The organism is Xanthomonas sp. LMG 12459 (assembly GCF_009192905.1).
Lineage (GTDB): Bacteria > Pseudomonadota > Gammaproteobacteria > Xanthomonadales > Xanthomonadaceae > Xanthomonas_A > Xanthomonas_A sontii.
Genome location: NZ_NSGT01000057.1, coordinates 25,083 through 42,281 on the forward strand (window position 1 = coordinate 25,083; position 17,199 = coordinate 42,281).

Consider the following 17,199-nt stretch of genomic DNA (forward strand, 5'->3'; position numbering starts at 1 on the left):
GGCGCTGCAGCTGCCGCGGTGCGGGCCGACCGTTCGCACCGCGGCGCCTGGTCGGCACCGCTCGCCATGTGCTCTCGCCGCCATCCGGCCGCGTCCCAGGTTTGTCTGCAGGAGCGGCGTCAGCCGCGCCGGGCGTTCCCGCTGAAGCCCGGCGCGGCTGCATGGCAGGCGACTCCCGCAATGGCTTGCGGCGAGCCCTGCGGGTGCGCTGTGGGAGGGACTTCAGTCCCGACGCATTGCGCCATCGGAACGCACGCCACTTCGCCCGGCATCGCAGTTGGTGCCCACAGGATGCTTCCCGCCATCGGAGCGGCCCTGGTGACGGCGACCGGACCGAAGACCAGCCGGGCATGCGGCAGATCGCCGCGGGTGCTGGTCGTTCAGTCCTGCGCCACGTCCTCGGCGATCACATAGCGGTCGCGACCGTTGTTCTTGGCCTGGTACAGCGCGGTATCGGCGCGCGAGAACCAGTCGTGCCACTGCACCTCGTCGCACAGCATCGCCGCACCCAGCGACACGGTGATGGTGCCGTTGGGGCCGCGCAGCGCAGAGCGGGTGGCATCGTGCAGGCGCCTGGCGAAGGCGGACAGTTCGGTCGCGGACTGCAGCCGTGCCACCACCACGAACTCCTCGCCGCCGAACCGGAACACCTCGTCCGGCGCACGTACTTGCGCGCGCAGCAGCGCGGCCAGTTCGGCCAGCACCCGGTCGCCCTCGGCATGGCCGTAGAGGTCGTTGACCTCCTTGAAGTGATCGATGTCGAGCACGATCAGCCCATGCCGGCGTGTCGCGCGGCGCGGATCGGCCACCCGTTGCGACAGGCTGCGCTCGAGCATGCGACGATTCGGCAGCCCGGTCAGCGAATCGTGCGACGCCAGTTGCTCCAGTTGCACGCGATCGCCTTCCACCCGCAACGCGAGCATGTAGCCCAGCCCGGTGATCAGCAACGACACCGAGATCATCGAAAAGAAGTGCTCGGCACCCAGGGTGCTCGGGGTCACCACCAGCAGCACCGCGATCAGCGTGGCATTGCAGGCCAGCGCGACATGGCGCGTCACCACGAAGAAATTGCTCATCATCACCAGGTACAGCCACGGCACCGCGGCGTGGCGCAGTGCATGGCAGGCCAGGGCGCTCCCCAGCAACCAGCTCAGCGACAGCAGCGGATCCATGCGGCCGTCGCCACGGTGCAGCGCCAGCCAGGTCGCCAGCGCGGCCAGACCGGCCAGCGCGGCGCCGGCCAGCGCGGTCCACGGCGCGCCGATCGCCATCTGATAGACCGCGAACAGCAGCAGCACCCCGGCCGTGGACGGACCGAGTGTCTTGATGATGCCGAGCCGGAAGTGCCGACGCAGGGTCAATCCGGCGCTCACGGTGCTGGACTCCGGAGCGGCGCACGGTCATTGCAGGCGGGCTGGCGAGGGCGGGCAACGAGCATGGCGACATCAGGCTGGCGAAGAGGCGTTGCGGTGGCAACTGCAAGTTCCATGCCTGAAATTCTTTTGTGGTCGATATCCCGAAGCTGACCGCGACGCAGCGGGATTGCCGACACGCACGGCATCACGACGACGTCGCATTGGCGGAGGGATCGGCGTCGCGCCGATCAACCTGCGTCACGCGGCAGACGTTGTTTGGCGGCATGTAGGGCGGCGCTGATGCAAGGATGCTCGCGCCTGATCCTCTCCCTGCGGGACGTGGTGGCACGCAGCGCCGGATGAGGGGACGGGCGACGCGCGGGCGCTAGCCGGCGAACCGTACTGTGGTCGCGTGGGGGCGGCGCTGTGTGCAGATGGACGCAGCGCCGACCGGACGGGCTATCTCTGCAGCGCTACCGTCACCGGCGTGATGGGATCCGCAAGACGTCCCGGCCAGGAGGCGGGTTACGCTTCGCTGCCGTCGATGGCCTTCAACCCCTTCTGGCTGAGCGCCAGATCGCCGTCCTCGCCTTGCGCCGCGTAGTCCTCGCGCACCGCCCAGGTCGCCTCGGCTTCGCTGACCGGGGTGGTGGCATGGATGTCCTGCAGGATGCGCCGTTGTTCCTGGGTCAATGGCATGGGGAGTGTCCGAATCGAGGAGGGCGTCTGCCACCGTACAGACCGGCGGTGACGGGTATGTCGGCGCGTCGCCGATGCCGCCATCGCCAGTGCCCGCCTAGGCGCTCTTGGCGGCGGCGCGGTTGGCATGCGTCGTCATCGCACGGCAACGACGCCGCCGACATCATTTCGCAACGCCTCAAGGACGCCGGCGTAACGGACACGGACGCATGATGCGCCTACCAGCTGTGCGGCCGAGGCGATGCCTGGGGCTGCTTCAAGGATGCAGGCATCCGCGGCTGGACCACTTTCTTCGCGCACCGGCAGGTAGATCGCCTGCTGGTGCGTTGGCATGTCAGCTGGCGCTGCGCAAGGCCATGCGCGGCCTGCCGCGCATGGTCGCCTCAGACGCTCGTGGGTGCCGAACAGCCGTGCATCGTGCATCGTCCGGAGCAGGTGCAGCAACGCCTGGTGCCGAGGCATTGGGAAGGGCGACCTGATCAAGGGCGCGTTCAACCGTTCGTGCGTGGGCAGGCTGGTGGAGCGCAAGGCCCGGCTGGCGGTGCTGTGCGAGAGCAGGGGCACGGCCGGCCTCGGAATCCTCAGGTCCCCCACGTATGCTCCGGCTCCTGCGCGTCGTCCACGCCCGCCTGGCACCCAGTCGTTCTAATTGGCTAATTCAACGGCCTTTACCGGCTTGTACGCGGCTCCGTCTCCTTCCAGGATGACTTTGACCTTCATCTGGAGGATTTGTGCGGTTTGCGCCAGTTTCAGAATGTTCTGGCCTGCAATATCTCCGCAATACCACTCTCCGCCCTGGAAGTTATGTCCTGTGGGTGACCCCGCGATCTGAAAGAAACAGGTGCTCCCGGTATTGTTCGCCTTGACATTTCTCAGGTATCCGGTTTCGGTATATTCGCCTGCCATTGCATTCAGGCTCAATGACGAAAGGCAGATTGCGATTGCAAAGGCTGGGGGCTTGATTTTCATTGTCGTGCTCCTGTTTTTTCGTGTGGGTCCACTAAAACGAACGACTGCAATGCGCAGACTCGTGTGGGTGTGGACACCTGTTTGGTTTGTGGCCGTCTATAGTATTTTTGGGGGCATCAGATGGAACGTGCACCACCCACTCTCCCGGCAAGCGCAATGCCCGCTGGGTGACAGTGGTTCGGTTTTTCAGGGAAATACTGCGCTGGAGACGGACTTTGGTCTGTCGATGGTCAAAGTATAATGCTGGATATTATTTGTTTGTCATAGAGCCTTTTGATGATTTCGTACCTGGGGCATGAATGCGAGGATGCTATCGATCTGCTCGATGCCGGAAAGCCGTTCGCCGCGTCGCAGACGAAGCGCAGCGGTAGTTCCATCGCATGCTCATTGAGCGCCAGTACCACCTGGCTCGCTGGTTCGTCCACCACCAGGTATGGTGAATCGTTGGGCTGTTCTCCATCGAAATCAGCGTTGAAAGCGTCCGAAAAATTCCATCGATTGTCCCAAAAGTCGGGCGAGTACAGCACCGAGTCTTCGTCATGGTAATAGTCGTCGACCATCTCTTGGTTGAGCTCGGCGTGACTGATGACTCTGCCGAAAGGAAACCCATCGACCGCCACATATTCGGACATGCCGTCATAGTCGCTGATGAGTTGATTGATTCTCTGCCATTCCGGGGAGCCGGCCACATGGCTGTCACGGGCTCTTTGCAGGGAGGACGGAACGCTATAGAAATTGTTGCCCGGCACGATCATGTAGATCCATGCGCTCTGACCTCTATCGACCATGCTCAGGCAATGGTTGACGGCTGCTTCCAAATCCGAGCTCGTCGATACGAAGGCGGAGGTGTAATGCTCGACACTTTCTCCGGTGAAGTGATGGGCGAGGTCGTAATCGCGGATCCTGCCGTTGTTGTGCGGATAGAACCCACCGGCTTGTTGAATTTCATCGGGTGACCGCGTATCGCATCTGAAAAGAAAATCTGGTGGGTCGTTTGCCCAGGCCAGTGAAGGACAGATGATGAGACAGAATAGACAGAGCAGATTTTTCAATTCCAGAACTCCAGCAGATTTCTCAAGACGATGGCTCCATAGGCGATGAATATGGAAATGATTGTATTTATTGAATATGTACAATTATTAAACTCGCCAATGAAAATAGGCGAAAACTCATTGGCATTTGCGATTGGGTTTTCATATTCAGCCCCATGGGCAGGGAGTTCCATGCCCCCGGCCTTGATGATGTAGGGGGCGCGCCTGCTTCCCTCGCAACGCGGACAGCGCTTGGCTCGGGAAATCGTCGTTCATGCTCGCGTCCTGTCGCATCCGATCGAATGCCCCCGAGGGTGCTGCAGCGGCACGCGAGGCAGCCAGACGGGCGACATCGCCCATCGGTAGAAAACGGGGTGCACCAAGTGGCGCGGGCCAGCGAGGGTCCGAAGATCGGTGGGAGCGAAGATGCGCGCCTATGGCACAGCCGGGCGGCGCAGAAAATAAGGCTTCGGCACGGGGTTTGATCCCTCGTTTGATACCTGGACCAGGCTCAAATCGATCATCAAACCCCGGGCCAAACCTTCGCAGAATCAAGCGTTTACTGCTCTTTTCCGCGATCAGATGGTGGAGGTGGGCGGAATCGAACCGCCGTCCGAAGGCACTCCATCCCCGGCACTACATGCTTAGCTCATCGTTGGATCTCGCCCCGGAACAGCACGATGTGCGAAGCGCATCCCGGGACCAGCCTGCTTGATTTAGCCAATGGCTGACAGGCAGCCACCACCGGCGATTCCGTGATAATGACCCTACGTCGCGAGCACGGACACAAGCGATTTCGGGGCTAGGCCTTAAGCGGCCAGTGCGTAGTTGTCGTCGTTGGCAACTATAAGTTTGCGGCTGGATTTACGAGGAAAGCTGCCCCCTCGGCATGCGCCAAGCGATTTTGCAACCCCCGTCGAAACCAGTGCACCCCCGGGGACAACGTCAAACGCTGACCTGCACAGTGTAGGGATCGGGGAGGGCAGTCACAAGTCTTGAGACAGGCCGCGCTTAAGCTGGCTTCACTGCGACGCCGGCCCTGTCACGCCGCCGTCCCCCAGGCATTCCCCCAGGCATGGAGCAGCGCAATGGCAAGCAGACAGCCGCGTGGCCGCAGCAGCGGGCGTACGCCCAAGGCACCCGTCACGTCCTCGACGTCCACCCCCGGCAAGGCGCCGGCGAGATCTGCCGCCAAGCCGACAGCAACAGCGCGCAAGACGCCAGCGGTCGGTACGCGGGCTGCCAAGGCGGCGAAGAAGACGACGCCGGCATCGGCAGCTCCATCCACGAAGGGACCTGCATCGGCAAGGCCGGCAGCACCGTCCAGATCCAACGCCGCGGCTCCCGGCGCCAGCAGGCCTGCCTCGGCGACGCCCGCCGCCGCGCTACCGGCGGGCAACGCGCTGCGGCCCAAGGCCACCGGCGAAGGTTCGCTGGCGCAGGGTCGGGCACGCACGGTCGTCTACATCCATGGCATCGGCAACAAACCGCCGGCCGAGGTGTTGCGCTGCCAATGGGATCGCGCGCTGTTCGGTCGCGCGATGGGCGAGCGCACGCGCATGGCCTACTGGGTCAACCGCGAACGCTATCCGTCGCCGGAGCCCGGCGATTGCCAGGATCAGGACCGCGGCCCGGTGTTGAACCAGGCCGAGCAGCGCGTGCTCAGCGCACTCGGCGTGGCCCCGCAACTGGCCGATCTGCGCCAGCTCGCCGACACGCTGGCCGCCAGCGAGGCCGAGCGCGCACTGCTGCACCAGGTGCTGGACGAGGTGGAGGCGGCGGCGCCGGCACCGGCGGCTGCAGCCGCCGACGTGCACGCGCAGGGCGTGGTCGACGTACTCAACCGCGCACTACTGAAGCTGATCTCCGCAGCGCTGCTGCAGGACGTGCACGACTTCTTCTTCGTGCCGGCGCGGCGTACGCAGATGCGCGAGAGCCTGCTGCAGCGCATCCGCGCCGGTGGCGGCCCGTTCGTGGTCATCGCGCACAGCCAGGGCTCGCTGATCGCCTACGACGTGCTACGCGAGCTGCAGCCGCAGGACTGCGAGGTGTCGCTGCTGCTCACGCTCGGCTCGCCGCTGGGGCTGCCGGTGGTGCGCAGCATGTTCAAGGAGTGGACCGGCACGCCGAAGCTGCCGTTCCCGCCCTGCGTGGCGCGCTGGGTCAACGTCGCCGAGCGCCGCGACCCGGTGGCCCTGGACGACGATCTCAGCGACGACATCGCCGATGCCGGCGGGCGCTTCCACAACATCGCCGGGTCGAAGATCAACCCGGATTGGCAGCACAACCCGCATTCGGCCGCCGGCTACCTGTCCGTCCCCGACGTGCGCGCCGAGGTGAGGCGCGCGGTGGGGGTAGGCTTCGACCAGCCGATCGCGCATCCGGTGCTGATCAAGGACCTGTCCGATCAGTTGGAGGCGCGCGCGCCGGACTATCGGCATGAAGTGCTGATCGAGCTCGAGCGGTTGTCCGAGACCGGCGATCCGGCGCAGCGCAAGCATGAGCTGATCGCCGCGTTGCGCACGCTCACCGAGGCCTCCACCGGCCTGCACGGCGAGGCGCTGGATGCGCAGATCGAACTGGAGGACACGCTGCAGCGCTACGTGTCGGCGCGGTTGACCCGGTTCGAGATCGAAAGCCTGCGCGAGCGCTATCGCGACCTCAACCTCAAGCGTTTGTGGCGCGATGCGGGCAAGCGCGCGCTGATCTACCAGTCGCGCAGCACGATCCAGGTGGACGCGGCGCAGGTGGCCTATCGCGCGCTCGGCAGCGGCATCGGCTGGGCGGTGCTGGACAGCGGCATCGCCGCGGCGCATCCGCACTTCCATACCGCCGGGCAACCGGCGACCGTGCTTGCCCAATGGGACTGCACCCAGCGCGGACGCCCGCGCGCGTTGCGCCCGGGCGAGGCCGGCTTCGACACGCTCGACGGCAATGGTCACGGTACCCACGTGGCCGGCATCATCGCCGGGCAGTGCGAAGCGCCGCTGCCCGGTTTGCCGGCCACTGCGCTACTGCAGTTCGCCGGCATGGCGCCGCTGGCGCGGCTGTACGGGCTGAAGGTGCTGGACGACGACGGCAACGGCCGCGACTCGTGGATCATCAAGGGCGTGCAGCAGGTCGCCGAACTCAATGAGCGCGCCGGCGAGCTGGTGGTGCACGGGGTCAACCTGAGCCTGGGCGGCTACTTCGACGCCGAGAGCTACGGCTGCGGCTTCACCCCGCTATGCAACGAGTTGCGCCGGCTGTGGCGGCAGGGCGTGGTGGTGGTGATCGCGGCCGGCAACGACGGCTTGGCCTGGCTGATGCAGGGCGATGGCGAGGCCTACCCGCTGAACCTGGACCTGAGCATCGGCGACCCGGCCAACCTGGAGGAATCGCTGGCGGTGGGTTCGGTGCACAAGAGCAGCCCGCACAGCTACGGCATTTCGTACTTCTCTTCGCGTGGCCCGACCGCCGATGGCCGCTACAAGCCGGATCTGGTCGCGCCGGGCGAAAAGATCCTGTCGGCGCACCACGGCTATGCGCTCGAGGATCCCGGCACCTGGATGGTGGAGATGAGCGGCACCAGCATGGCTGCGGCGCATGTGTCCGGGTTGATCGCCGCATTTCTGTCGGTGCGCCGCGAGTTCATCGGTGCGCCGGATCGGGTCAAGCAACTGGTGCTGGCGCAGTGCCTGGACCTGCAGCGCGATCGCTACATGCAGGGCAGTGGGCTGCCGAGCCTGATGCGGATGCTTGGGGGGACGTGAGTGGGGCGGGGATGATCAGCCATTCGGCTGCTGAAAAGCCGGGGATTCGGGATTTGGGATTCGCAAACGGCGGCTCCCTGGGCTGCGCGGTTTCCCGTGTGGGAGCGGCTTCAGCAGCGACGCGGTGAGGCCGGGATTTGGGGGCGGGGATCGAGGGGCGAAACAGGTTCGGAGCGCGCATCGCCTTTCATGTCGGAATCTGCTTTCGCCGCAACGGGTGACTGCCGATGTTTCCGGATGAGGGCATGAAACGGGCTGCGCGTCTTCTGCGGCCGGTGCGACCGAATCACGTCGCGTTCCGACTTCATCGCGTCGCGGCTGAAGCCGCTCCCACAAGGGCATCCATGCACCGCGGTGCGCTCTTGCGGCTGCCGTGCCACGGCGTTACGGCGCCGCACTTACGGCTGAGCTTGTGGGAATGGGAGCTGCGGTTGCGACTCTCTAATCCCCAATCCCGGCTTCACTGTGTCGCGGCTGAAGCCGCTCCCATGGGAAAGGCGAGGCGTGCAGGGCAGCTGGGGAGGGTAGGAGATCCGCTGTTGCGAATCCCCAATCCCGAATCCCAAATCCCAGCTCCTCAGGCATTCTTGTTGTGCCGGCGCATGATGCGCTGCTTGTCGCGGGCCCAGTCGCGGTCCTTGGCCGCGTTGCGCTTGTCGTGGTCTTGCTTGCCCTTGGCCAGCGCGATCTCGAGCTTGATCTTGTTCTTGCTCCAGTACATCGCGGTGGGCACGAGGGTGTAGCCGTCGCGTTCGACGCGGCCGATCAGCTTGTCGATCTCGTTCCGGTGCAGCAGCAGTTTGCGCGTGCGGCGGTCGTCGGCGACCACGTGGGTGGAGGCCTGGATCAACGGGGTGATCTGCGCGCCGAACAGGAACAGCTCGCCCTGGCGCACGAACGCATAGCTCTCGCCGATGTTGGCGCGGCCGGCGCGGATCGACTTCACCTCCCAGCCCTGCAGGGCCAGGCCGGCCTCGTAGCGGTCCTCCAGGTGGTATTCGTGGCGCGCGCGCTTGTTCAGGGCGATGGTCTTGTTGGCCGTCGCGCCGTTTGCTTTATCCTTGGCGGGTTTCTTGCTCATCTTGCTATTGTCTCCGATTCGGGGCCTCCCGAACGTCTTGGTCCCACTTCCGTCCCGAATGCCTATCATCCGCCGCAGCGCTCTGGTCGAACACGCCGCAACGCGCATGTTCGATCTGGTCAACGACGTCGCCGCCTATCCGCGCCGGTTCGCCTGGTGCGACGCGGCCCATATCCTCGAGCAGAACGACCGCGTCCTGGTGGCGCGGCTGGACCTGGGGCTGGGCTCGTTCCGCACCTGGTTCACCACCGAGAACAGCCTGCAGCGCCCGGATCGCATCGATATGCAGCTGCGCGACGGTCCGTTCAAGCGCCTGCAGGGGCAGTGGACCTTCCAGGGCTTCAACGAGCACGCCAGCAAGGTCAGCCTGATGCTCGACTTCGAACCCGCCTCGCGCCTGCTGGGGCCGGCGCTGGCGCTGGGCTTCCAGAGCCTGGCCGACCGCATGGTCAACGACTTCGTGCGCGTGGCCGACCGGGAACAGGCCTAGCCGCCATGCAGGTCGAGGTGGTGCTGGCCTGGCCGGAGCGCTTCGTGTCGCGGCGGCTGGAGCTGCCGGAGGGCGCGACCGTGGCCGATGCGCTGGCCGCCGCTGCGTTGCCCGAAGCGACGCCCGGCATGCCGTGCGCGGTCTATGGCGAAGTCGCCGCAGCGACGCGGCTGCTGCAGGACGGCGACCGGGTGGAACTGCTCAGGCCGTTGCTGATCGACCCGAAGGACGCCAGGCGACGCCGCGCCAAGCCGCGCTGAGCGGCAGGGCGCGACGCGGCCGCCGGCTCATTCGCCGCGGCGCTGCTTCTTTTTGTCCTTGGCCAGGTTGCGGCCGAACTGACGCACGCTGTTCTTGGCCAGCTCTTCGTCCTGGTCCGGGAAGTAGTCGCCTTCCCAGCGGGTGACCATGTCGTTGTCGAAGAACACGACGAAGTTCTTGATCTCGGTACGGCCCACGCGATCGACACGCTCGGTGGAGGTGTAGTCCCAGCGCTGCGCATGGAACGGATCCGGGATCGAGGGGCTGCCCAGCAGCGCGCTGACCTGCTGCTTGCTCTGTCCGACCTTCAGCTGTTCGACGGCCGACGGCTTGATCAGATTGCCCTGGTAGATGGGCTGCTTGTAAATGATGCCGCAGCCAGCGGTGGACAGGGCAACAGCGGCGACCAGCAGGAGATTGCGCATCGGGGACATGGCTGAATGAAATCACGTCGATGATACACTCCCGGCGACCGCCGCGACCCATTCCCAGGCAGCTGGCGATAAACCAGCTATGAACGGAGACGCCATGGAATCCCACGATCTGCGCAAAGTCGGCCTGAAGGTCACGCACCCCCGGATGCGCATCCTTGAGCTGCTGGAGCAGAAGTCGGCGCGGCACCACATGACCGCCGAGGAGATCTACCGGCAGCTGCTGGACCACGGCGACGAGATCGGTCTGGCCACCGTGTACCGCGTGCTGACGCAGTTCGAGGCGGCCGGGCTCGTGCTCAAGCACAACTTCGAGGGCGGCCAGGCGGTGTATGAGCTGGACCGCGGCGGCCACCACGACCACATGGTGGACGTGGATACCGGCAAGATCATCGAGTTCGAAAGCGCGGAGATCGAAGAATTGCAGCGCAAGATCGCCGCCGATCACGGCTACGAGCTGGAGGAGCATTCCCTGGTGCTGTATGTGCGCAGCAAGCGGCCGAGCGGCAAGAAGGGGTGAGGCTTCTCCCTTCTCCCGCCGGGAGAAGGTGACCCGCAGGGGCGGATGAGGGTGCGGGTGTCGCCCGTTGGATCGGTCAGCTGGTCGCTCCGCGCCGTACCCTCACCCCAACCCCTCTCCCGGTGGGAGAGGGGCTAAGGCTTCTCCCTTCTCCCACCGGGAGAAGGTGCCCCGCAGGGGCGGATGAGGGTACGGGTTTCGCCGCGTGGATCACGTCAGCGGGTCGCTCCGCGCCGAACCCTCACCCCAATCCCTCTCCCGGTGGGAGAGGGGCTACGGCTTCTCCCTTCTCCCGCCGGGAGAAGGTGCCCCGCAGGGGCGGATGAGGGTACGGGTGCCGTCTTGTGGATCACCTCAGCGGGTCGCTCCGCGCCGGCCCCTCACCCCAACCCCTCTCCCGGTGGGAGAGGGGCTAAAGCGTCTCCCTTCTCCCGTCGGGAGAAGGTGCCCCGCAGGGGCGGATGAGGGTGCGGGTGCCGCCTCGTGGATCACGTCAGCGGGTCGCTCTGCGCCGAACCCTCACCCCAACCCGTCTCCCGGTGGGAGAGGGGCCTTTGATGCTTTCAGTGACCTGTGGCGCCTGGGCAGGGCTGCACTGCCAGGCGCTGCCCGATCGCCAGCCACTCAGCCCGCGCTGAGCAGCAGCCGCTTGGCCGCGGCGCGGGCTTCCTTGCTGACTTCGACCCCGCCCAGCATCCGTGCCAGTTCTTCCTCGCGCTGGCGCGGGGCCAGCAGTTCCACCGAGCTCTGGGTCATGCCTTCGACCGGCGCCTTGCTGACCCGGTAGTGGGCGTGGCCCTGCGCGGCGACCTGCGGCAGGTGGGTCACGCACAGCACCTGGCGCTGCTCGCCGAGCGCGCGCAATTTCTTGCCGACGATGTCGGCGACGGCGCCGCCGATGCCCGAGTCCACTTCGTCGAAGACCATGGTCGGCACCGCGTCCAGGCCCAGCGCGGCGACCTCGATCGCCAGCGAGATGCGCGACAGTTCGCCGCCGGAGGCGACCTTGCGCAGGGCGCGCGGCGGCTGTCCGGCGTTGGCCGCGACCAGGAACTCGACCCGCTCGGCGCCGGCCGGGTCCGGGCGTTCGCTTTCGTGCGGCTCGAGCTGGATCAGGAAGCGGCCGCCGCCCATGCCCAGTTCGCCGATCAGGGCGGTGGTGTCGTGCGACAGCGCTTGCGCGCCGCGGTCGCGGGTGGCAGTCAGGGCCGCCGCGGCGTCGCGCCAGGCCTGGGTGGCCTGGGCGATCTCGGCGTCGAGTACGTCCAGCCGCTCGCCGGCGCCGCGCAGGCTCTCCACTTCGGCGAGCAGGGCGTCGCGGTGGTCGGCCAGCGCGTCCACGCTGATCCGGTGCTTGCGCGCCAGGTCGTGCAGGCGGCCGAGCTTGCGTTCCATCTCGTCGAACTGCGCCGGGTCGGCGTCCAGGTCGTCGCGGACCCGGTCGATCAGCGCCAGCGCTTCCTCCAACTGGATGCTGGCGCTGTCGATCAGCGCCTGCACTTCGGCCAGGCGCGGGTCGTACTCGCCGACCTTGCCGAGTTCGTGGCGGGTCTGCTGCAGCAGGTCCAGCACCGCCGGCGCCTCGTCGCCGTTGAGCCGCTGCGCCGCGCCTTCGCAGGCGCCGATCAGCGCGGCGGCGTGGGCCTGGCGGCGATGGTTGGCGTCCAGGGCGGCGATCGCCGCCGGGTCCAGGTCCTCGCGCTGCAGTTCGGCCAGCTGGTGCTGCAGGAAGCCGATGCGGTCGCTGACGTCGCCCTGCGCCAGCAGGGTCTCGCGCTCGCTGAGCAGGCCCTGCCAGCGGGCGGCGGCGGCGCGCACCGCGGCCCGCTCGGCGTCGTTGCGGGCGTAGGCGTCGAGCAGGCCGAGCTGGCTGCCGCGCGAGAGCAGGGCCTGGTGTTCGTGCTGGCCGTGGATCTCGACCAGGTGGCCGGCCAGCTCGGCCAGTTGCGACAGGGTCACCGGGCGCCCGTTGATCCACGCGCGCGAGCCGCCGTCGGCGCGGATCACCCGCCGCAGCTGGCAGTGTTCGTCGTCGTCGAGTTCGTTCTCGCGCAGCCAGGCGCGCGCCTGGGCGGGGGGCACGAACTCGGCCGACAGTTCGGCGCGGTCGGCGCCGTGGCGGACCACGCCGCTGTCGGCGCGCAGCCCGGACAGGAAGCCGAGCGCGTCCACCATCAGCGACTTGCCGGCGCCGGTTTCGCCGGACACCACGGTCATGCCGGGGCCGAATTCCAGTTCGGTGCCGCGTACGACGGCGAAATCCTTGATCGAGAGATGTCTGAGCATGGGGTCTGCATCCGGAGCCGCGCAACGCTAGCATGCGCGGGTAGGTGGGCCAATGACTTGCCAAGCCGGCGTGCAGACATTATCTAAGGACCAGTCTCACGGGTTGATTCCATGCGCGCTTCCCCGGTCCATTCCAGCCTCGATCCGCGTGCCCGGCAGCTGCTGCGCACGCTGATCTCGCGCTATATCCGCGACGGCGAGCCGGTCGGCTCGCAGACCCTGGCCCGCCATGCCGGGCTGGATGTGAGCCCGGCGACGATCCGCAACATCCTGGCCGACCTGGAGGACGCCGGGCTGCTCAGCTCGCCGCACACCTCGGCCGGGCGCGTGCCCACCGCCACCGGCTACCGCGTGTTCGTCGACAGCCTGGTGCAGATGCGCCCGCCGGCCGAAGGCGAGGTGGCACGGCTGCGCGCGGAGATGGCCAATGCCGCCGGCACCCAGGCGTTGCTGGGCAGCGCTTCGGAGCTGCTGTCGGCGATGACCCACTTCGTCGGCGTGGTCAGCGCGCCCAAGCGCGAACAGTTCGCCTTCCGGCACATCGACTTCGTGCCGCTGGATGCGCGGCGGGTGCTGGCGATCCTGGTGTTCGCCGACAACGAGGTGCAGAACCGCGTCATCGAACCGCGCAAGGCCTACGAGCCGGCCGAACTGGAGCGGGTGGCCAACTATCTGAACCGGCATTTCGCCGGGCGCGCCCTGGCCGACATCCGTGCCAGCCTGCTGCGCGACCTGCGCCACGCGCGCGACGAGATGGAGCAGTTGCTGGCACACAGCGTCGAGCTGGCCGAGCAGGCGCTGGCCCCGGCCGGCGACGACATGGTGCTGGCCGGGCAGACCAAGTTGATGGGCGTGCAGGACCTGTCGGACCTGGAGCGGCTGCGCGAACTGTTCGAGGTCTTCGCCAGCAAGCGCGAACTCCTGCAACTGCTCGAACGCACCATCCGCGCGCCTGGCGTGCGCATCTTCATCGGCGAGGAAACCGGCATGGTGCCGCTGGAGAGCGTGTCGCTGGTGACCGCTCCGTACATGGCCGGCGGCCAGGTGCTGGGCGTGCTCGGCGTGATCGGCCCCAAGCGCATGGACTACGACCGGGTCATCCCCCTGGTCCAGACCGCCGCCGACGTCCTCGGCGCCCGCCTCGACCCATCCCCGTCCGGCGACCGCTGAGCCAGCACTAGCAAAGCGCCGCCGCGCCCGGGCGAATCCCCAATCCCCAATCCCCGCTTTTCAGCAGCCGAATGGCTGATCATCCCGGCCTCACTTGAATCCGCTCGCGCCGCCCACATAGGTGGTCCGGTAAGGCGGGACGTACCCCGCCAGGGACCCGGACATGACGCAAGAGCACCCCGAATTCGATTCCGAACACCTGACCGAGGCGCAGCAGCCCTCGACCGATCCGCTGCAGGCGGAGATCGAGACGCTGCGCAGCGAACTGGCCCTGGTCAAGGCCGACGCCCTGCGCGAGCGCGCCGACCTGGAGAACCAGCGCAAGCGCATCGCCCGCGACGTGGAGCAGGCGCGCAAGTTCGCCAACGAGCGCCTGCTCGGCGACCTGCTGCCGGTGTTCGACAGTCTGGACGCGGGGCTGAGCGCTGCCGGCAGCGAGCCGAGCCCGCTGCGCGACGGCCTGGAGCTGACCTACAAGCAGTTGCTCAAGGTCGCCGCCGACAACGGCCTGACCCTGCTCGACCCGACCGGCGAGCCGTTCAACCCCGAGCATCACCAGGCGATCAGCCAGGCAGAGGCCGAGGGCGTGGCCCCGGGTCATGTGATCCAGGTGTTCCAGAAGGGCTACCTGCTCAACGACCGCCTGCTGCGGCCCGCTCTGGTGGTGGTGGCCAAGCACGACTGAGCGCGCCGGCCGCCCGCGCCTGAACCCGGCGCGGCGGCGGTGGAACGCTAATTTGCGGCGATGGCTTGAATGACCTGCAGCCATCCCTATATCCGAACCAGATCCCGGCACTGGCCGGCTACACGACCTTTCAGGAGTCATTGCAATGGGCAAGATCATCGGCATCGACCTGGGCACGACCAATTCGTGCGTGGCGATCATGGACGGCGGCAAGGCCCGCGTCATCGAGAATTCCGAGGGTGACCGCACCACGCCTTCGATCGTCGCCTACACCAAGGACGGCGAAGTGCTGGTGGGCGCCTCGGCCAAGCGCCAGGCCGTCACCAACCCCAAGAACACCTTCTACGCGGTCAAGCGCCTGATCGGCCGCAAGTTCACCGACGCCGAAGTGCAGAAGGACATCGGCCTGGTGCCGTACAGCATCGTCCAGCACGACAACGGCGACGCCTGGGTGGCCACCGCCGACGGGCGCAAGCTGGCCTCGCAGGAAATCTCCGCGCAGGTGCTGGAGAAGATGAAGAAGACCGCCGAGGCGTTCCTGGGCGAGACCGTCACCGAGGCGGTCATCACCGTGCCGGCGTACTTCAACGACAGCCAGCGCCAGGCGACCAAGGACGCCGGCCGCATCGCCGGCCTCGACGTCAAGCGCATCATCAACGAGCCGACTGCGGCTGCGCTGGCCTATGGCCTGGACAAGGGCCAGGGCGGCGACCGCAAGATCGCGGTGTACGACCTGGGCGGCGGCACCTTCGACGTGTCGATCATCGAGATCGCCAACGTCGACGGCGAGAAGCAGTTCGAAGTGCTGGCCACCAACGGCGACACCTTCCTGGGCGGCGAAGACTTCGACAAGCGCGTCATCGACTACCTCGTCGAAGAGTTCAACAAGGACCAGGGCATCGACCTGCGCAAGGATCCGCTGGCGCTGCAGCGCCTGAAGGACGCCGCCGAGCGCGCCAAGATCGAGCTGTCGTCCTCGCAGCAGACCGAAGTCAACCTGCCGTACGTCACCGCCGACGCGTCGGGCCCGAAGCACCTCAACATCAAGCTGACCCGGGCCAAGCTCGAGGCGCTGGTGGAGGACCTGGTCAAGCGCACCATCGATCCGTGCCGCACCGCGCTGAACGACGCCGGCCTGCGCGCCAGCGACATCACCGAGGTGATCCTGGTCGGTGGCCAGACCCGCATGCCGAAGGTGCAGCAGGCGGTGGCCGAGTTCTTCGGCAAGGAGCCGCGCAAGGACGTCAACCCCGACGAGGCCGTGGCACTGGGCGCCGCGATCCAGGGCGGCGTGCTGGCGGGCGACGTCAAGGACGTGCTGCTGCTCGACGTGACCCCGCTGAGTCTGGGCATCGAGACCCTGGGCGGCGTGTTCACCAAGATCATCGAGAAGAACACCACCATCCCGACCAAGGCCTCGCAGGTGTTCTCCACCGCCGAGGACAACCAGTCGGCGGTCACCGTGCACGTGCTGCAGGGCGAGCGCGAGCAGGCCCGCTACAACAAGTCGCTGGCCAAGTTCGACCTGTCCGGCATCGAGCCGGCGCCGCGCGGCCTGCCGCAGGTGGAGGTGTCCTTCGACATCGACGCCAACGGCATCCTGCACGTGTCGGCCAAGGACAAGAAGACCAACAAGGAACAGAAGGTCGAGATCAAGGCCGGCTCCGGCCTGTCGGACGACGAGATCCAGCGGATGGTCGCCGACGCGGAAGCAAACCGCGAGGAAGACAAGAAGTTCCACGAGCTGGTGCAGGCGCGCAACCAGGCCGACGGCCTGATCCACGCCACCCGCAACGCGATCACCGAGCACGGCAGCAAGGTCGGCGGCGACGTGATCGGCAAGGTCGAGTCGGCGCTGGCGGACCTGGAAACCGCGATGAAGGGCGACGACAAGGGTCAGATCGAGGCCAAGACCAAGGCGCTGGAAGAGGCCGGCCAGTCGCTGTACGCGGCCGCAGCGGCGGGCGAGCAGCAGCCGGGCGGCAACGCCGGCGGCGCGCATGCGTCCTCGGCCCACGCCGACGACGTGGTCGACGCCGAGTTCACCGAGGTCAAGGACGACAAGAAGGCGTGATCCAGCCTTAAGGAATCGGTTTTCGAAGGAGCGGTGCTCAGGCTCCGCTCCTTCGCCGTTTTAAGGTTCCCGGTTTCATCGCCGCTATGACCGATCGCTACAGGATGCCCGTTTTGAACCATTCCCCATTCCCCATCGCCGATTCCCAGCCATGAGCAAACGCGACTATTACGAAGTGCTGGGTGTGGCCCGCACCGCCAGCGACGACGAGCTGAAGAAGGCCTATCGCCGTTGCGCGATGAAGTACCACCCGGACCGCAATCCCGGCGACCAAGCCGCCGAGGCCGCGTTCAAGGAATGCAAGGAAGCCTATGAGGTGCTGTCCGACGGCAATCGCCGGCGCATGTACGACGCGCACGGCCACGCTGCGTTCGAGCACGGCATGGGCGGGATGG

General features: G+C 66.7%; 17 protein-coding genes, 1 other RNA gene and 1 pseudogene. 9 read left to right on the top strand and 10 right to left on the bottom strand.

The annotated features are described in order from the left end of the window. Positions 1-380: 380 nt before the first annotated feature. Both CEK65_RS13595 and CEK65_RS21005 read right to left on the bottom strand, forming a co-directional pair. Entirely contained in the window at positions 381-1,373 is a 993-nt protein-coding gene (locus CEK65_RS13595) for a GGDEF domain-containing protein (protein WP_152182077.1), read from the bottom strand. Between the two features lie 507 nt (positions 1,374-1,880). After that, positions 1,881-2,054 carry a hypothetical protein gene (locus tag CEK65_RS21005; RefSeq protein WP_087963689.1) on the bottom strand — a complete coding sequence of 58 codons (174 nt, stop codon included), beginning with the start codon at positions 2,052-2,054 and terminating at the stop codon, positions 1,881-1,883. A gap of 423 nt (positions 2,055-2,477) precedes the next feature. Between CEK65_RS21005 and CEK65_RS21200 the strand changes: the two are divergent. Continuing rightward, positions 2,478-2,607: pseudogene (locus tag CEK65_RS21200) on the top strand (IS30 family transposase); the annotation flags it as partial. Positions 2,608-2,699: 92 nt separating this feature from the next. Here the strand turns inward: CEK65_RS21200 and CEK65_RS13605 are convergent. From CEK65_RS13605 to CEK65_RS13625, 5 genes are all read right to left on the bottom strand, one after another. Continuing rightward, positions 2,700-3,023, bottom strand: coding sequence for a hypothetical protein (locus tag CEK65_RS13605; protein ID WP_152182078.1), 324 nt, complete (start codon positions 3,021-3,023; stop codon positions 2,700-2,702). 230 nt (positions 3,024-3,253) lie between these two features. Continuing rightward, positions 3,254-4,075: an enterotoxin A family protein gene (locus CEK65_RS13610; RefSeq protein ID WP_157836490.1), complete on the bottom strand. Its 822-nt coding sequence runs from the start codon at positions 4,073-4,075 to the stop codon at positions 3,254-3,256. Beyond that, entirely contained in the window at positions 4,072-4,248 is a 177-nt protein-coding gene (locus CEK65_RS21010; protein ID WP_193314794.1) for a hypothetical protein, read from the bottom strand. Before CEK65_RS21010 ends, CEK65_RS13610 begins: the two co-directional genes overlap by 4 nt. Before the next feature lie 389 nt (positions 4,249-4,637). Next, positions 4,638-4,989: a transfer-messenger RNA gene (ssrA, locus tag CEK65_RS13620) on the bottom strand. Positions 4,990-5,096: 107 nt separating this feature from the next. Then, positions 5,097-5,474, bottom strand: a complete 378-nt coding sequence (locus tag CEK65_RS13625; protein ID WP_017917064.1) for a hypothetical protein — start codon at positions 5,472-5,474, stop codon at positions 5,097-5,099. An 82-nt stretch (positions 5,475-5,556) separates the two neighbouring features. On the opposite strand from CEK65_RS13625, the gene CEK65_RS13630 reads away from it, so the two are divergent. Continuing rightward, positions 5,557-7,806 (top strand): S8 family peptidase, encoded by a 2,250-nt coding sequence (locus CEK65_RS13630; protein WP_152182085.1) that lies wholly within the window; start codon positions 5,557-5,559, stop codon positions 7,804-7,806. A 577-nt stretch (positions 7,807-8,383) separates the two neighbouring features. On the opposite strand, the gene smpB is transcribed toward CEK65_RS13630, so the two are convergent. Further along, complete coding sequence (gene smpB / locus CEK65_RS13635; protein WP_010344270.1) at positions 8,384-8,887, bottom strand: SsrA-binding protein SmpB; 504 nt, start codon at positions 8,885-8,887, stop codon at positions 8,384-8,386. 58 nt (positions 8,888-8,945) lie between these two features. On the opposite strand from smpB, the gene CEK65_RS13640 reads away from it, so the two are divergent. Continuing rightward, positions 8,946-9,377 (top strand): ubiquinone-binding protein, encoded by a 432-nt coding sequence (locus CEK65_RS13640; protein WP_026144297.1) that lies wholly within the window; start codon positions 8,946-8,948, stop codon positions 9,375-9,377. 5 nt (positions 9,378-9,382) lie between these two features. After that, complete coding sequence (locus tag CEK65_RS13645; RefSeq protein ID WP_152182079.1) at positions 9,383-9,637, top strand: RnfH family protein; 255 nt, start codon at positions 9,383-9,385, stop codon at positions 9,635-9,637. A 27-nt stretch (positions 9,638-9,664) separates the two neighbouring features. Here CEK65_RS13645 and bamE read toward each other — a convergent pair whose 3' ends face one another. Then, positions 9,665-10,063 (bottom strand): outer membrane protein assembly factor BamE, encoded by a 399-nt coding sequence (gene bamE / locus CEK65_RS13650; RefSeq protein ID WP_017908545.1) that lies wholly within the window; start codon positions 10,061-10,063, stop codon positions 9,665-9,667. Between the two features lie 103 nt (positions 10,064-10,166). Between bamE and fur the strand changes: the two genes are divergently transcribed. Next, complete coding sequence (fur, locus tag CEK65_RS13655; RefSeq protein ID WP_026143876.1) at positions 10,167-10,589, top strand: ferric iron uptake transcriptional regulator; 423 nt, start codon at positions 10,167-10,169, stop codon at positions 10,587-10,589. Positions 10,590-11,213: 624 nt separating this feature from the next. Here the strand turns inward: fur and recN are convergent. Beyond that, positions 11,214-12,875 carry a DNA repair protein RecN gene (gene recN / locus CEK65_RS13660; RefSeq protein WP_152182080.1) on the bottom strand — a complete coding sequence of 554 codons (1,662 nt, stop codon included), beginning with the start codon at positions 12,873-12,875 and terminating at the stop codon, positions 11,214-11,216. 111 nt (positions 12,876-12,986) lie between these two features. Here recN and hrcA point away from each other — a divergent pair, with 111 nt between their 5' ends. From hrcA to CEK65_RS13680, 4 genes are all read left to right on the top strand, one after another. Next, positions 12,987-14,045: a heat-inducible transcriptional repressor HrcA gene (hrcA, locus tag CEK65_RS13665; protein ID WP_152182081.1), complete on the top strand. Its 1,059-nt coding sequence runs from the start codon at positions 12,987-12,989 to the stop codon at positions 14,043-14,045. 163 nt (positions 14,046-14,208) lie between these two features. Continuing rightward, the gene (grpE, locus tag CEK65_RS13670) at positions 14,209-14,730 is read left to right on the top strand and encodes a nucleotide exchange factor GrpE (RefSeq protein ID WP_010344263.1); all 522 of its coding nucleotides are present in this window, start codon (positions 14,209-14,211) and stop codon (positions 14,728-14,730) included. Between the two features lie 145 nt (positions 14,731-14,875). After that, positions 14,876-16,804, top strand: a complete 1,929-nt coding sequence (dnaK, locus tag CEK65_RS13675; RefSeq protein WP_152182082.1) for a molecular chaperone DnaK — start codon at positions 14,876-14,878, stop codon at positions 16,802-16,804. Between the two features lie 151 nt (positions 16,805-16,955). Then, a partial coding sequence (locus CEK65_RS13680) for a DnaJ domain-containing protein (RefSeq protein WP_152182083.1) occupies positions 16,956-17,199 on the top strand: 244 nt, incomplete at its 3' end.

Excerpts from the sequence above, each read along its gene's own strand:
- CEK65_RS21005 (WP_087963689.1), bottom strand. The coding sequence starts at position 2,054 with ATGCCATTGACCCAGGAACAACGGCGCATCCTGCAGGACATCCATGCC.
- CEK65_RS13605 (WP_152182078.1), bottom strand. The coding sequence starts at position 3,023 with ATGAAAATCAAGCCCCCAGCCTTTGCAATCGCAATCTGCCTTTCGTCA.
- CEK65_RS21010 (WP_193314794.1), bottom strand. The coding sequence starts at position 4,248 with ATGGAACTCCCTGCCCATGGGGCTGAATATGAAAACCCAATCGCAAAT.
- smpB (WP_010344270.1), bottom strand. The coding sequence starts at position 8,887 with ATGAGCAAGAAACCCGCCAAGGATAAAGCAAACGGCGCGACGGCCAAC.
- CEK65_RS13640 (WP_026144297.1), top strand. The coding sequence starts at position 8,946 with ATGCCTATCATCCGCCGCAGCGCTCTGGTCGAACACGCCGCAACGCGC.
- CEK65_RS13645 (WP_152182079.1), top strand. The coding sequence starts at position 9,383 with ATGCAGGTCGAGGTGGTGCTGGCCTGGCCGGAGCGCTTCGTGTCGCGG.
- bamE (WP_017908545.1), bottom strand. The coding sequence starts at position 10,063 with ATGCGCAATCTCCTGCTGGTCGCCGCTGTTGCCCTGTCCACCGCTGGC.
- fur (WP_026143876.1), top strand. The coding sequence starts at position 10,167 with ATGGAATCCCACGATCTGCGCAAAGTCGGCCTGAAGGTCACGCACCCC.
- recN (WP_152182080.1), bottom strand. The coding sequence starts at position 12,875 with ATGCTCAGACATCTCTCGATCAAGGATTTCGCCGTCGTACGCGGCACC.
- hrcA (WP_152182081.1), top strand. The coding sequence starts at position 12,987 with ATGCGCGCTTCCCCGGTCCATTCCAGCCTCGATCCGCGTGCCCGGCAG.
- grpE (WP_010344263.1), top strand. The coding sequence starts at position 14,209 with ATGACGCAAGAGCACCCCGAATTCGATTCCGAACACCTGACCGAGGCG.
- dnaK (WP_152182082.1), top strand. The coding sequence starts at position 14,876 with ATGGGCAAGATCATCGGCATCGACCTGGGCACGACCAATTCGTGCGTG.